This window comes from Cereibacter johrii, from assembly GCF_001720585.1.
Taxonomy (GTDB): Bacteria; Pseudomonadota; Alphaproteobacteria; order Rhodobacterales; family Rhodobacteraceae; genus Cereibacter_A; species Cereibacter_A johrii.
In genome coordinates this window covers 1-14,928 of the sequence record NZ_MABH01000079.1, presented here as the reverse complement: position 1 = coordinate 14,928, position 14,928 = coordinate 1, and the positions used below count along the sequence as shown (strand labels likewise).

13 protein-coding genes and 1 pseudogene are annotated in these 14,928 nt (G+C 69.1%); 2 read left to right on the top strand and 12 right to left on the bottom strand.

The annotated features are described in order from the left end of the window. On the top strand, positions 1-1,034 hold a 1,034-nt coding region (locus A9O63_RS06340), incomplete at its 5' end, for a DNA polymerase Y family protein (protein WP_141703046.1). Positions 1,035-1,083: 49 nt separating this feature from the next. Here A9O63_RS06340 and A9O63_RS06335 read toward each other — a convergent pair. From A9O63_RS06335 to A9O63_RS06295, 9 genes are all read right to left on the bottom strand, one after another. Then, complete coding sequence (locus A9O63_RS06335) at positions 1,084-1,269, bottom strand: hypothetical protein (RefSeq protein WP_069331163.1); 186 nt, start codon at positions 1,267-1,269, stop codon at positions 1,084-1,086. 468 nt (positions 1,270-1,737) lie between these two features. Then, positions 1,738-2,682: a choline/ethanolamine kinase family protein gene (locus A9O63_RS06330; protein ID WP_015921703.1), complete on the bottom strand. Its 945-nt coding sequence runs from the start codon at positions 2,680-2,682 to the stop codon at positions 1,738-1,740. Next, positions 2,679-3,623, bottom strand: coding sequence for a phosphotransferase (locus A9O63_RS06325; protein WP_069331162.1), 945 nt, complete (start codon positions 3,621-3,623; stop codon positions 2,679-2,681). Before A9O63_RS06325 ends, A9O63_RS06330 begins: the two co-directional genes overlap by 4 nt. Continuing rightward, a complete protein-coding gene (locus A9O63_RS06320) occupies positions 3,620-4,894 on the bottom strand; it encodes a Zn-dependent hydrolase (RefSeq protein WP_069331161.1) in 1,275 nt (424 codons plus the stop codon). Before A9O63_RS06320 ends, A9O63_RS06325 begins: the two co-directional genes overlap by 4 nt. Then, a complete protein-coding gene (locus A9O63_RS06315; protein ID WP_069331160.1) occupies positions 4,887-6,740 on the bottom strand; it encodes an ABC transporter ATP-binding protein in 1,854 nt (617 codons plus the stop codon). Before A9O63_RS06315 ends, A9O63_RS06320 begins: the two co-directional genes overlap by 8 nt. Position 6,741: 1 nt before the next feature. Further along, positions 6,742-7,653, bottom strand: coding sequence for an ABC transporter permease (locus A9O63_RS06310; protein WP_069331159.1), 912 nt, complete (start codon positions 7,651-7,653; stop codon positions 6,742-6,744). After that, on the bottom strand, positions 7,653-8,633 hold the full coding sequence (locus A9O63_RS06305) for an ABC transporter permease (RefSeq protein WP_002722098.1): 981 nt from the start codon (positions 8,631-8,633) through the stop codon (positions 7,653-7,655). Before A9O63_RS06305 ends, A9O63_RS06310 begins: the two co-directional genes overlap by 1 nt. 81 nt (positions 8,634-8,714) lie before the next feature. Continuing rightward, positions 8,715-10,289: an ABC transporter substrate-binding protein gene (locus A9O63_RS06300; protein WP_069331158.1), complete on the bottom strand. Its 1,575-nt coding sequence runs from the start codon at positions 10,287-10,289 to the stop codon at positions 8,715-8,717. 72 nt (positions 10,290-10,361) lie between these two features. Next, entirely contained in the window at positions 10,362-11,156 is a 795-nt protein-coding gene (locus tag A9O63_RS06295; protein WP_069331157.1) for an inositol monophosphatase family protein, read from the bottom strand. A gap of 273 nt (positions 11,157-11,429) precedes the next feature. On the opposite strand from A9O63_RS06295, the gene A9O63_RS06290 reads away from it, so the two are divergent. Beyond that, entirely contained in the window at positions 11,430-12,200 is a 771-nt protein-coding gene (locus tag A9O63_RS06290; RefSeq protein WP_069331156.1) for a DeoR/GlpR family DNA-binding transcription regulator, read from the top strand. A 166-nt stretch (positions 12,201-12,366) separates the two neighbouring features. On the opposite strand, the gene ltaE is transcribed toward A9O63_RS06290, so the two are convergent. The 3 genes and pseudogenes from ltaE to A9O63_RS06275 all read right to left on the bottom strand — a co-directional run. Beyond that, entirely contained in the window at positions 12,367-13,386 is a 1,020-nt protein-coding gene (gene ltaE, locus A9O63_RS06285; RefSeq protein WP_069331155.1) for a low-specificity L-threonine aldolase, read from the bottom strand. A 54-nt stretch (positions 13,387-13,440) separates the two neighbouring features. Next, on the bottom strand, positions 13,441-14,445 hold the full coding sequence (locus A9O63_RS06280; protein ID WP_069331154.1) for an SIS domain-containing protein: 1,005 nt from the start codon (positions 14,443-14,445) through the stop codon (positions 13,441-13,443). Positions 14,446-14,472: 27 nt separating this feature from the next. Next, positions 14,473-14,928: pseudogene (locus A9O63_RS06275) on the bottom strand (N-acetylglucosamine kinase); the annotation flags it as partial.

Here is a 14,928-nt window from a genome sequence, read left to right as displayed (position 1 = left end):
GCGGGGGCCCTCTCGGCCTGATCTCGGCCCCGGGCCAGTTGCGGGCCGCGCTGGAGCCGCTGCCGGTCGCGGCCCTGCGGCTGTCGGAGGGCACCGCCCAGTCGCTGGCGCGGCTCGGCCTGCGCCGGGTGGGCGATCTCCTCGACCTGCCGCGCGCTTCCCTCGCCCGCCGCTTCGGCCAGGAGGTGATACGCCGGATCGATCAGGCCCTCGGGCTCGAGCCGGAACCGGTATCGCCTGCGGGGGCGCCGCTGCATTTCGCGGTCCGGCTGACCCTGCCCGATCCGATCGGCCTGCGCGAGGATGTCGAGGCCGGGCTCGACCGGCTGCTGACGCCGCTCTGCGACCGGCTGAAGGAGAAGGGGCGCGGCGCCCGGCGGGTGCGGCTGCAGGCCTTCCGGTCGGACGGACAGGTGCCGGCCGTGGAGGTCGGCCTTGCCCAGGCCACCTGCGCGCCCGAGCGGATCCGTCCGCTGCTCGCGCTGAAGCTCGACCAGATCGATGCCGGGTTCGGCATCGACATGTTGCGGCTCTCGGCCGTGGAGACCGAACTCCTGACCGGGGCCTCCGGCAAGGGGCGTGGCCCGGCCGGGCGGCCGGCGGAGGCTCTGGCGGATGTCGTGGGCAGGCTCGGGGCCCGGCTGGGGGCGGAGAGCGTGACACGTCTTCATCCTGCGGAGAGCCATGTGCCCGCGAAAACGGCGCTGGTTCTCGCGGCGGCCTGGTCGGAGGCGGCGGGCCCCTGGCCCGAGCCGCCGGGGCGGCGGCCGCTGATCCTGTTCCCCCCCGAGCCGGTCGAGGTTGCAGGCGCGCCTCCGCACCGCGTCTGCTGGCGCCGGCGCGAGCGGCGGATCGTGCGGGCGGAGGGCCCCGAACGGATCCTGCCCGAATGGTGGCTGGAGGAGCCGGACTGGCGCAGCGGGGCGCGGGACTACTGGGCGGTGGAGCTGGAAGAGGGCGAGCGGATCTGGCTCTTCGAGGCGCTGGGCGGGCTCGTCTCCGGTGGCTGGTGGGTGGAGGGCGAGATGGCGTGACGGGGACCGACCGCCGGCAGGTCCCTGCCTCATCGAGAAGCCTCCGCTGTCAGACCTCGTTGGCCAAGGTCAGCCAGGCCAGCCCGGGCAGATGGAGCCGGGACATGCAGGGCAAGGTTGTCTGCGTGAGAAGCGCCTGAAGCCACCGCGCTTCATCCGGACGTTCCGCGGCGGCCTGCGCCAGGATCGCAGCCTGAAGAACGCCGTAGATCTCCGCCTCGGTCAAAGCGCGCATGGCCTCATCCCCTGTAGCTTTGGAAACCTGTCGCAGATCGGATCCTGAAGTCGTTCCTCGTGAGTCGCCATGGCAGATGTTCCCCTTGCGTTCGACACGGACTTCTACGTCACGCCGGTGACCGAAAGGTGAAGACCGAGGCATGATGCCGATGAAAGGGCGGCAGACTCGCGCGGCGAGTGCAGACGGGAAGAACAGCCCGCGGCCGGTCAGCATGCCGAGGGCCGATCTGGCTGGGGCTGGGTTTGACGGCGCGGCCTCGTTCATAGCCGGATGCCCTTTGCGCCGCCGGATCGCTGCATCGGGGATGACCGGCTGTGTCAGGCATCGCTCATGCGGGGCGGCCCTGCGCCTCCCGGACACCTCGTTGCTGCGGGAGCACTCCGGGCCCGGACGTTCCAGCGGCCAGCGGACGGGCGGTCCGACTGCGGACCGGCCGTGGCACGCGAGCGGAATCGTCCTTTCCGGTCAGACCGTGCGCAGATGTTTCGGCCAGTCGGCATGGCCGGTGATCTGGCGAAACCGCATCAGCTTCCACATTCCGTACTTGTGGAAATCGAAGGCGAGCCGCGAGACCCGCAGCTGCACCATCGACCAGAGCGCCCATTTCACATCCGCCAGCGCCTTGTGGACGATGACGCGCGACACGATCTCGGGCCGGACCTCTCCGAAATAGGTCTCGATCAGCTCCAGCTCCTGCTCGGGGGTGAAGAACATCTCGCCGAAGAACAGGCCGAAATCGTAGCAGCGGTCGTTCATCGAGGCATATTCGTAGTCGATCAGCAGGATCGACCCATCCGCCCCCACCATGAAATTGCCCGGCATCGGGTCGTTGAAACAGGGCACGAGATCGAGCCCCGAGGCCGTCAGCGCCTCGCGCGCCATGGCTTCGTTCAGCATGATCCAGTCGTGGTCGGGAAAGCGCGGCGCGCCGAGATCGGCCGCCTGTGCCGCATGTTCGTCGATCATGTCGAAGACGGTCTTGGTCGCGGTCAGGGGCGCCAGACCGTGCAACGTGCGATAGGCGGCCATCGCCGCCTGCCGCTTGGCGGGCTCGGCGAAATCGCTGTGGGTGGCGGGGCGGCGGTCGGCCATGAAATCGTTGATCTCCACCCCCTCCTCCGCCAGATCGCCGTAGACGCGGGGGCCCAGTCCGGCCGCCGCCGCCCGCTGCGAGGCCTCGAAGGCCGCCTTGCGGTCGATGAACATCTCGGTGCCGTTGCCGGGGATCTTCACGAACCAGTCGCCGCTGCCGTCGGATGCGGTCACCCGCCAGTTCTCGTTGCTGATCCCACCCGAGACCGGGCCATAGACCATGCCCGTCCCGCCCCGGAACAGCGGCGCCTTGCGGATCACCGCCTCGATGGCCTCTTCCATCGGATGCGAGGCCTCGCCCAGCGTCTTTCTGGTCATGCCCCCCCCCCCGCCAGCCGGATCTTCTGCTCGTATTGCGGATGGTTCAGCGCCATCCGCAGCCGCATCAGCCGCCATTCGCCGTATTTCAGCCATTCGACGCCGCCCCGCGCCGAAGTCCGCGCCTTCAGCCGCGACCAGAGCGCGTGGAGCATGTCGTCGACGAAGGACCAGAGCCGGGCGCGGGCGAAGGCGGTCTCGTCGAAGGCCCCCGCATAGGCTGCAAAGCCCGCCTGCATCTCACGCTCGAAATCGGTCGTCTCGGCCAGCAGCGCCCCCACGTCATAAAGCGGGTCGTTCATGCCCGCCCGGTCGTAATCGACAAGCCTCACCGCGCCGCCCGGCCCCAGCATCAGGTTCGAGGCCGCGCCGTCATTGCGGCAGGGCGCAAGATCCGCCCCCGTCCGCAGCACCGGCTCGGCCGCGCCGATCAGGCGGCGCAGCCAGCCCGTATCCGCGGGCAGCGGCGCGCCGAGGCGGGAATAATCCGCGATCAGCCTGTCGATCTGCGCGAAGGGATCGAAGTGAGAGGCCAGTGCGGGCGTGGCATGGAGGGCCTTCAGCGCGGCCATGGCCCCGCCCAGCACCGGCGCCTCCTGCAGATCGACCTGCATCGCGCGCCGCCAGCCCTCGGCCTCGGTCAGCGCCTCCATGGCGATGGCGCCCTGTGCGGGATCCGCCCAGAGAATGCGCGGGCCCACCCCCGCCTCGCCGGCCTGCCGAGCCAGGACCATGGCGGCCCCGAGGTCGAAGTCCTGCCGCATCTCGGGATGCATGACCTTGAGAAAGACGCCCCCCTCGGTCAGGATCGAGGCGCTTTCGAGGGCCAGATAGCTGGGCGAGGCCAGAGGCGCGGGCCCCGGGCGGGCGGCCTCGTCCGAAAGCCCGGCTGCCGCAGCGGCCCGGGCCATCATCTCGCTGCTGACCAGCGCCCCCGTCATTCATTCGCCCCGAGCGCGAGATCGAGATCGCCGCCCGCGCGGTCGATGCGGCGGACCATGTCGGTCAGCACGTCGCCGCCCGCCGCCAGATCCTCGGGGCTGGTATATTCGTCGTTGCGGTGGATCACGCCGCCGACCGAAGGCACGGCGAAGACGAGGCTCGGCAGGATCGCGTTCAGCGCCACGGCGTCATGGCCGCCGATCGTGTCGAGCTGCATCCGGGGCAGACCGAAGTCGTCGGCCACGCGCTCGGTCAGCCGGGCGAGGCGCGGATCGAACTTCCCCGCCGGCCGGCGGTCGATCGAGACGATCTCGGCGCGGGTGGCGGCTTTCGCGGCCAGCTCGGGCAGGGCGGCGCGGAGGCTTGCCTCCGACCAGTCGAGCATCGCCGGTTCGGGCGCGCGGAGCTCGCAGAACAGGACCGCCTTGCCCGGGACGATGTTCGGCGAATTGGGCGAGATATCGACCCGCGCAACCGAGGTGAAGAGCGTATCCTCGGCCACATCCGCCAGCCGCCGCACCTCGGCGATGATATAGGCCGCGCCCAGAACCGCATCCTTGCGGTCTTCCATCGGCGTGGGGCCGGTATGGTTCTGCTCGCCCGTGACCTCGATCCGGACCTTCAGCGCCCCCCAGTGCCGCAGGAACGGAGCGATGCGGGCGCCCGCCGTCTCCATCTTGGCGTCGCCCTCGATATGGAGTTCGAGATAGAGATCCGGGCGCGGCGCCGCGTCGGTGCCCTTGTAGCCGGTGCGGACCAGTTCCTCGCCCACGCTCCGCCCGTCCCGGTCGCGCCGCTCGAGCGCCCAGTCGAGCTCGATGAGGCCCGCAAAGACCGACGAGCCGAGGAGGCTCGGCTGGAACCGCGCCCCCTCCTCGTTCATCCAGTCGGCGATGACGTAGTTGCAGCGCGGCGTGCCCCCGTCGCGGCGGAAGGTCTCGATGGCGGCCAGCGCGGCAATCACCCCATAGGCGCCGTCGAACCGCCCGCCCTTGGGCTGACTGTCGAGATGCGAGCCGATCATCACCAGCGGCGCCTCGGGCCCCGCCAGATCGATCCGCCCGAAGAGATTGCCGATCGCGTCGACGAGCACCGTATAGCCGCGCGCCTCGAGCTCGGACCGGAACCAGTCCCGCGCGGCCCGGTGGGCGTCGGTCAGCGCCGGGCGGTCGATGCCGCCGTCGCCGGTCGAGCCGAATTCCGACACTTTCTCCATAAGCGCGTTCAGAAGATCCGCGTCGATGCGGGCAAGGCTCTGGGTCTCAGACATGGGGCGTCTCCGTGACAGTCTCGTGCAGGCCGATGTCGGGCTCGGGGTTCAGGAAGCAGGCGGCCAGCGCATGACCGCCCCGCGCGCGCAGCGCCGGATTCTCGGTCCGGCAGCGGTCGAAGGCGTGCGGGCAGCGGCTGGCGAAGGCGCAGCCCGGGGGCAGGTCGATGGGGCTCGGCGGTTCGCCCTCGAGCAGGCAGTCCTCCGGCCGGTAACGGCGCTCCTCGAGGGTGGGGGCTGCCGACAGAAGCGCGCGGCTGTAGGGGTGGCCCGGGTCGAAGAACAGCCGCTCGTTGGGCGCGACCTCCACCGTCTCGCCGAGATACATCACCGCGATCCGCGAACAGACCCGCCGCACCATGGTGAGGTCATGCGAGATGAAGATATAGGTGAAGCCGTGCTGGGCCTGCAGCTTGTCGAACAGATCCAGGAGCTTGCCCTGTTCGGTCTGGTCGAGCGCCGAGAGCGTCTCGTCCATGATGAGCAGCCGCGGCTCGAGGATCATCGCCCGGGCCACGTTCAGCCGCTGGCGCTGGCCGGCCGAAAGGCCGGTGGGCAGCGAGCGGTAGAGACTGTCATCCAGCCCCACCTCGGCCATCACGGCCCGCGCACGGTCGCGCCGCTCGGCCGCGTTTCCGATCCGGTGGATCTTCAGCGGCTCCTCGAGGATGGCCCCGATGGGCGACTGCGGCGGCAGGCAGCCGTAGGGATCCTGCAGCACGAGCTGGAACCTGCGGCGCAGCTCGCGCAGGCGCTTGGGGCTGGCCGCGCCCACATTCTCGCCCTCGAAGAAGACCGAGCCCGCATCGGGTCGCTCCAGCCCGGTCAGAAGCCGCATCAGCGAGGATTTCCCGCAGCCGGATTCGCCCACCACGCCGAAATTGTCGCCCGGGAAGACGTCGAAATCGACGTTGCGCACTGCCTGCACCCGCGAGATGCCCGCCTGACCGCGCGCGCGGACCTCGTAGGCCTTGGCCAGCCCCCGCACCGACATGATCGCGCGCCGCTCCCGGTCGGTGGCGCGGCTCGCCCCGTTCTCGCCGCCCTGCCAGAGCGTGGGGAGTTCGGCGATGAGTTCGCGCGTGTAGGCGTGCCCCGGGCGCGCCACCAGCGCGGCCGGGGTCTGGCGTTCGACCACCCGGCCCTCATGCAGCACCATCACCTCGTCCGAGGCGTCGCAGGCCACGGGCAGCGACGAGCAGATGAAGAGGATCGCCGTCGAGAACTGGGCATTCAGCTCGCGCATCAGCTTGAGGATCTGGGCGGCCACCGTCACATCCAGCGGCTGGGTGATGTTGTCGGCAATCAGGAGCGCCGGATCCGAGATCAGCGCATCGACGATCATCGCCCGCTGCATCATGCCGCCCGAATACTGGAAGGGATATTCGTGGAAGCGGCGCTGCGCCGAGGGGATATGCACGGCCTCGAGCAGCCGGATCGCCTTTTTCCGGGCGTCGTCGGCAGACATGTCGGGCCGGACGGCGCGGAGCTTCTCCACCAGCTGCGCCCCCACCGTCATGGTGGGATCGAGCGCACCGGCCGGGTTGCCGCCGACATAGGCGATCTCGCGCCCGGCAAGGCTGCGGGCATGGGCCGGATCGGCCACGAGGTCGCGGCCGCGGAACAGGATCCTGCCCCCTGTCACCCGCAGCGGCGGCGACAGCCAGCTGGCCAGCGCGCGGGCCAGCACGGTCTTGCCCGATCCGGTGGCGCCGATCACCGACAGGATCGAGCGCGGCGCCAGATCGAAGGAGATGTCGGTCAGGATCGGCCTGTCGCCGGCCGCGACGCTCAGGCCGCGCACGCTCAGCAGGGTCTCGGGGGCCGCGCCCATGTCCAAGGCCATCTCACGCCCCTCCGTAGATCGAGTTCCGGGCGCGTTCGAGTGCGGCCCCCATCAGGTTGATGCTGGTGAGGGTCAGCACCAGAAAGACGCCGGGCATCGTGGCGATCCACCAGGCGTTCATCAGATATTTGCGCCCATCGGCGATGACATTGCCGAAGGTGGGCGTGGGGGGCTGCACGCCGAGGCCGAGAAAGCCCAGCACGCTTTCGAAGATCATCATCCGCGCGATGTCCAGCACGGCCACGAAGGCCATCGGCGGCAGCACCAGCGGCAGCAGCAGCGTGAACATGATCCGCAGGTCGGTCGCCCCCAGCACCATGGCGCCGCGCACATATTCCTTCCGGCGCTCCGACATGACGGTCGAGCGCATCACCCGGGCATAGACCGGCCAGCCGGCCAGTCCGAGCACGAGGATGATCGAAGGGATCGTGGGCCGCGACACGCCGAGGATGGTGATGGCGAGGATGATCATCGGGATCGACAGCTGCGCATCGGTCAGCCGCATCAGCACGGTGTCGGTGCGCCCGCCGAAATAGCCCGAGAAGAGGCCGATCATCGCGCCGGCGAGCAGCATGAGCACCGTGGTCGAGACCCCGATCAGCAGCGAATAGCGCAACCCCACCAGCGCGCGCGCCAGCATGTCGCGGCCGAGCTGGTCGGTGCCCAGAGGATGCGCCCAGCTCCAGCCCTCGCCCATGAAGATGGGCGGGGTCAGCTTGGCCCGGATGTTCATCTTGGACGGGTCGATGCCGCTCAGTTCGGGATAGAGCAGCGCCGCCGCCAGCAGCACCACGAAGACGGCAAGCCCGATCTTGAACTCGACCGAGGCGAAGGCGGTCTGCCAGATCCGGGTGGAGACGCGGCGCCCGGTCTCGGGGACGGCCATGGCGAGGGGCAGGTCGGTGCTGGTCATCAGTAATCGAGCCTCGGATCGATGGCGGTGGCCAGAAGGTCCACGGCGATGTTGATCAGGACGAAGACGGCGGCAGTGACGATGGCGATGCCCTGGATCAGCGGGAAGTCGCGCTGCATCACGGCATTGATGGTCAGAAGGCCGAGGCCGGGATAGTCGAAGATGAACTCGATCACGAGAACGCCGCCCAGAAGCATCGAGAACTGCACGCCGAGAAGGTTCAGCAGCGGAACCGCCGAGTTCTTCAGCGCATGGCGGAAGACGATCTGGTTGCGCGACAGCCCCCGCACCCGGGCGATGTCGATGAAGGTCTGCCCCATGACGCCCGCGACCGAGACGGTCAGGGTGCGGATGATGAAGGGCGCAATCTCGACCGCCAGCACCAGCGCAGGCAGGATCGTATAGGAAAAGCCGCGGTAGCCGATGGCGGGCAGCAGGTTCAGCTTCACCGACAGCAGCAGCGCCAGAACGATCCCGAGCCAGAAGTTGGGCAGGCTCACGAAGAGCGACGAGGTATAGAGCGCCAGCCGGTCGGGCAGCCGCCCGGGATAGAGCCCGCCCCAGACGCCGATGGGCACCCCCACCATGAGCGCGAACACCATGGCCAGCACCGCCAGCTGCAGCGTCATCGGCGCGGTTTCGGCGATCAGGTCCAGCACCTTGGCCCGCTCGCCGCGGGTGGCGTCGTCGAAGCTCGCCCCGCCCACGGCCGCGCCACTGGCTGGCCGCACGAAGGACTCGCCCAGATCGCCCTGCAGCACCTTGCCCATGTAGCGGCCGAACTGGACATAGATCGGATCGCGCAGCCCCATCTCGGCCGCGATCTCCTCGACCAGCGTGTCGGGGGCCATGCCCCCCACCATCAGCCGGACCGGATCGCCCGGCACGACGCGCAGCAGGGTGAAGATCAGGGCAGAGACCAGAAAGATGATGATCGCGCCCTGCCCCAGTCGCCGCGCGAGGAATCGTAGGATGAACATCGGCAAGCTCCCGGATGCGTGGCAGTCCCGTAGATGGCCGGAGCCCCGGAGAAGTCGGGTGCGGGGGCTCCGGCCGACCGATCAGCCGAGCGTCGTCTGCGACGCGTCCGACTGGCCATCCGGGTAGATGAAAAGTCCCTCCACATTGGTCCGCATCCCGTGGATCAGGACCGAGGTGAAGAGGCTCAGCGCCGGAGCCTTGTCGGCCAGCATCGGCATCAGGTTGGTCTGCAGGCTCTCCTTGCGCGCCTCGAGCGAGGGCGCGTCACGCTCCGCATCGAGGGCGGCGTCGATCTCGGGATCGACGATGCCGCAGATCCGCTTGGCGGTGGAGTGGAAGTGGGTGCGCAGGACCAGATCGGGCTCGGGAGAGCCGGTGGCCCAGCCGCAATCGACCATGTGGCCCGGGCCGCCGCCCGGACGGTCGTAGAGCCGCTCGTTCCAGGCCGCGACCTCCATCACGTTCAGCGTGACCGGGAAACCCTGCTCCTGCAGGAGCGCCGCGATCAGCTCGCCATATTCCTTGGTCTTGGGATAGAAGCCGGTCGAGGTGATATATTCCAGCTCGGGCAGGCCCTCGCCGTTCGGGTAGCCCGCTTCGGCCAGCAGGCGCTGGCATTCCTCGGGGTTGTATTCGGGGTAGTTCTCCAGATCGATATAGCCGAACTTGATCGGAGAGACGAAGTTCGACGAGGCCTCGCCCGCCGATCCCATGATCTCCATGATCATGCTGCGGTCGATGGCATGGCAGGCGGCCTTGCGCACGCGCCAGTCGTCGAAGGGCGGCTTCGAGCAGCGGAACCACAGATACTTGTTCTCGACCGACACCAGCCGCGAGATCTTGATGTCGTCGCGCGCCTCCAGGGTTTCGACCTGCTCTGGCTCCAGCCGTTCGATGACATCGGCCTGCCCGTTCATCAGGGACAGCATCCGGGTCGTCGCATCGCCCACGAACGAGAAGGTGACGCCCGTGACCTTGGGCGCGCCGCGGAAGTAGCCGTCGTAGGCTTCCATCACCGTGTCGTTGCCGCGCTGCTCGACGAAGCGGAAGGGGCCGGTGCCGTTCAGCCGCTGCGACAGCGGGCCTTTCGGGCCTTCGGCCACGTCCTTGGCCGACAGGATCGGCAGGTAGGAGGCGAGGAAGATGAAGAGCGAGGCGCCATAGCCGCCCTTCGACGTGTCGACGATCACCGTATGATCGTCGGGCGTCTCGACCGAGAAAGTCTCCGGGCCGCCCGGATAGACCTGTTTCGGGCGGTCGAGCTTGGCGCCATATTCGAAGGTCGCCTTCACATCCTCGGCGGTGAAGGGCTTGCCGTCATGGAAGGTGACACCCTCGCGCAGCTTGATCTGCAGCCGGTGGGCGTCGAGCTCGGTGATCTCGGTCGCGAGCTCGTAGACCACCTTGTCGGGCTCTTCCGGGCGCATCGGGGCCCGGGTCAGATAGCCCATGACGAACCCCTCGATATTGGTCTGCGACAGCGTCGTATGCGCGGTCGGATCCCAGTTGCCGGTGATGTTCTCGGCCGAGAGGAACACCAGCGGGCGGGACTCCTGCGCGAAGGCAGAGCTGAAGAAGAAGTCGGGGTTGATGCGCGCCGCGCCGAGGGCCGTGCCCGCCAGTGCGCCGTATCGAAGGAAACTCCGTCTGTCCATGTCGTGCACTCCTTGTTGGTCTGTCTTTCGTCGTGATGACGGCAGGCCCCGGTTGATCCGGGATCGCTGCCTTCAGGCCGTCTGGCCGGCCCGCAGCCTCTCGATCCTGTCCAGCATCGCGCTGTGCAGTTCGGGCGTGGCCGCGGCCAGCACCTCGCCCGCAGAGCCCACGCCGAGCGCCTGCCCCTGCCAGTCGGTGATGACGCCGCCCGCCCCGCGGATGACCTGCACCAGCGGCAGGTAGTCGTAGGGCTGCAGCCCGGTTTCCAGCACCAGATCGCAATGGCCCGAGGCCAGCAGCGCATAGGCATAGCAATCGCCGCCGAAGCGCAGCATCCGCACCGACCGGCGCAGCATCTCGAGCACCTGAGCATCGGCGCCCGTGAACAGCATGGGATCGGTCGTATAGGCGAAGGCCTCGGCCGGATCCCGGCAGTCGCTGGTGCGGCAGGGACGGCCGTTGAAGGTGGTGGCCTGCCCCTCGATCCCGCTCCAGCGTTCGCCGAGAGCCGGCATGTCGATCTGCCCGAGGCACGGCGCCCCGTCCTTCAGCAGGGCCATCAGCCCTCCGAACAGCGGATTGCCGGTGACATAGCTCTTGGTGCCGTCGATCGGATCGACGACCCAGAGATGGTCGCTGTCGGGTCGCAGCGGCGCCTCTTCCTCTCCGAAGATGCCATGGTCGGGAAAGGTCGCCATGATCCGGTCGCGGATCAGCGCCTCGACCGCGCGGTCGGCCAGCGTGACGGGGCTGTCATCGGCCTTGCTCTCGACATCGAGCGCCTGACGGAAGTGCTTGAGCGCAATGCGGCGCGCCTCGTCTGCCGTGTCGTTCGCGAAACGCAAAGCATCGCCCAATTCGCTCATAAGTGCCAACCTCGGTCTTGCATTTCGCCCCTGATCTGCCCCCAGCTTCCACAAGCAACTTGCCCTATGTCAAGAAAAACGCACACAAACCCTCATATTTCGCAAAAAGCCTGTGGAATGAGCTGGTTTGAGGGAGGCACGCGCAGCCGGTGCGCATGGGATTCGCCAGATTCCGCGACATCGCGTCCCAAATGCCACAAATTTCCCACATTCGCGTGGCGAATCCGGTGGAGCCTGCTAGGGTCCGTCGCAGGTAACGAGAGGCCGCCGCAGATGCAGTCCTACGAAAGACATGCCAAGGTTCTGGAGCTTCTGGCCGTCGAGCGGCGTGTCTTCACCAACCAGCTGGCGCGGATGTTCGATGTCTCGCGCGAGACCGTGCGCCGCGATCTTCTCGAGATGGAGCAGGAGGGCGTTCTGGTGCGCGTCCATGGCGGCGCCACTGCGGTCGAGCGCGACATCGCCCCCGAGCCCGCCTTCTCCGAACGGCTCGTCGCCCATGCCGGCAAGAAGGCCGCCATCGGCGCGCTGGCCGCCACGCTGATCCCGCGCGGCTCGACCGTCTTCATCGACGCGGGCACCACCACCTGTGCCTTCGCCCGGGCCCTCGCGCGGGCGGGCGACTTCCGGATCATCACCAATTCGATCGAGATCGCCCGGCTCACCGGTCCTGCCCAGACCTGCGACACGCTGCTTCTGGGCGGCCGCCCCCATGCGGATGTGCCCGCCACCTACGGCGAGATGACCCTGTCGGAGATCGACCGCTTCCTCGCCGATTACGCGGTGATCTCACCGGTGGGCCTTCATGCCGACCGCGGCGCCACCGATTACGCGCTGCACGAGGCCGAGGTCGCCCGCGCCATGATGCGGCGGTCGCGCGATTGCATCATGCTGTGCCACTCCGAGAAGATCGGCACCGAAAGCCGGGTCTCGATCTGCCGCCTCGACGAGATCGGCCATCTGGTCACCGACGAGGCCGCCGAGCGCAGCCTGCGCCTGCCCCGCGGCGAGATCCATTACGCGCCGGTCCGCCCCGGCGCCTGATCCCCGCGCGCCTCCGGCAGCGCCGCAGCCATGGGCCGGACCGGCGGCTTTTGCGGCGGCAAGCCGGCGCCACACCCTGCCTTGGACGATGAACGCCCCCCGCAAGGCGCTCCGAACGGGCCGGCTGTCGCCGCCGAGAAGGGTGTGGCGTGGGTCGGCTGCCGGATTATTCTTGGGCGAAGAAGGCTTCGCAGGCCTCGGCCACGCGCGTGAGGGCCGCGTCGTCCAGATCGAGATGCGTGACCCAGCGCAGCACGCCGTAGCCGCCGCCCATCGCAATGCCGCGCGCCGACAGAAAGGCCTTGAAGGACGCGACATCGAGCTCGTCCGGTGCCATGAAGACCATGTTGGTCTGCGCGGGTCCGGAGCCCAGGCCCGGAAAGCGGGACAGCACTTCGGCCAGCCGCGCCGCGCGGGCGTGATCCTCGGCCAGCCGGTCGACATTCCGCTCCAGCGCATGGAGGGCCGCGGCGGCCAGGACGCCGGTCTGCCGCATCCCGCCGCCCAGCATCTTGCGGATCCGGCGCGCGCGCTCGATCACCGGACGCGGACCGGCCAGAACCGATCCGACCGGCGCGCCGAGCCCCTTGGAGAGACAGAGCGACACCGTGTCGAACGGGGCGGCGAGCGTGGCCGCGGCCTGCCCGCTCGCCACGACGGCATTCATCAGCCGCGCGCCGTCCAGATGGGTGGCAAGGCCGTGGTCCCGCGCCAGCGCCGTCGCCGCCTGCACATAGGCCGGATCCAGCACCTGGCCGTTGAAGGTGTTTTCCAGTGCGAGAAGCCGGGTGCGGGCGAAGTGGAAGTCGTCGGGCTTGACCGCCTCGCGGAGCGCATCGAGCGGGATGCGGCCATCGGGGGCATTGGGCAGGGGCTGCGGCTGGACCGAGCCTAGCACCGCGGCGCCGCCGCCCTCGTGGCGGTAGGCGTGGGCCTGCTGACCGACCAGAAACTCGTCGCCCCGCTCGCAATGCGCCATGATCGCGGCGAGGTTGGACTGGGTGCCCGACGGGAAGAACAGGGAGGCCTCCTTGCCCAGCCGCTCTGCCGCCACCGCCTCGAGCCGCAGCGTCGTGGGGCAATCGTCATAGACCGCATCGCCCACATCGGCCGCAGCCATTGCGGCCCGCATCGCCGGGCCGGGCCGGGTCACGGTATCCGAGCGGAAGTCGTCGATGATGGTCATGGCCGGTCCTGTCAGAATGGCCCCGGCGGTGGATCCCCGCCGGGGCAGAGGCGGTCAGGCCGCCGCTTCGGTCTTCACCTTGGTGTCCTGCATCCGGTAGCGAAATTTCACATCCGTCAGCCCCGCCGCGTCGGACAATTGCGCGGCGATCAGTTGCGGCGCAAGGATATCGACGATCCCCTGGGCGATGAGGTTGTCGCGGCGCGGCACATGGATCACGGTCAGGCCATCGCCATCCTGCACCGAGCTGTCGGTGGTCACGAGGACGACCGGGCAGCCGATCCGCTCCACCTGCCGGGCCAGCTCCACCTCGCGGCCGTCGCCGATGATCAGGACGCCGGTCGTTGCATCCATGGCTTCCAGAGGCCCGTGCAGGTAATGCCGGGTGTCGTAGGCCGAGGCGGGCAGCCGTGCCGCCTCGCGGATCAGCAGCGAGGCCCCGTCGGCCGTCCCGAGCGACGCGCCCGCACCGACGCAATCGATCGCCCGGCGGTCGGCGAACTGCGTGCCGATGCGCGCCATCTTGTCGGCGGCCTGGGAGAGCACCTCCCCGACCACGGCAGGCAGATCGGCAAAGCCGGTGCCGCTGGCGCCGAGCAGACGGTCGAACAGCAGGCCCATGCCAAGGAGCGTCGCCGTATAGCCGACACTGGAGGGCGTCGCATCCGCGCCCTGCCGGATGGTCAGGTGGAAATCGGACACGCCCGCCAGCGGCCCCGCGCCATCCTGGCTGATGCCGATGCGCCGGGCCGAGGGCAGCTTCTCGAAGGCCGTCACGGTCTCGATGCTGCGGCCGCCGGCCGAAAGGCCCACCAGCGTATCGGCCAGATCGTGACCCGCGGCCATATCGCAGGCCCGGATCGCGACACCGCGCTGCCCCCGCGCCTGCAGTTCGGCCGCCCCGACGACCGCGGCGGCAAAGCTCGCCCCGATGCCGGTCACGCCGATCACCGGGCGCAGCAGACCCGACAGGTCTGCCCCGTCGAGCTGGTCCAGAACGGCGGCATGGGTGTCGGCCAGCGCCTCGGGCTGGCGGGCGATGGGGGATCTGTAACTCATGGATGAGTTCCTTCTGCTGTCGATGTCTCAGGAAAGGGCGGGCGTCACCAGATCGGCGGCGAGGCGGCAGGCCCCCTCGACCGGATGACCGTTGAAGAGATGCGGGGTGATCTGCCCCTCCGAACGCTGCGCGACGGCGGCCGCGAAGGCCCGCCAGAGCGGCGGTTGCGATACGATCACGCTGCCTCCGGCCACCACATGCGAGGCGGTGCTGCCCCGCACCTGCAGGTTCATGACCAGTTCCGCCAACGCCTCGGCCCCCGCCCGGATGACGGCGGCGGCCAAGGGGGAGCCCTCGTCGCAGGCATCGAAGACCGCGGGGGCATGGGCGCCGATCGCCGCCGCCGAGCCGAGGCTCGCCAGCGTGCTGCCGAGGCGCGGCAGGTCGGGCTGGCCCAGCGACGCATACATCAGGCGGATCAGCGGATCCTCCGTCGTGGCGCCGGCATCGAGCGCCACCGCCACCGCGAGGGCCGCCTCGCG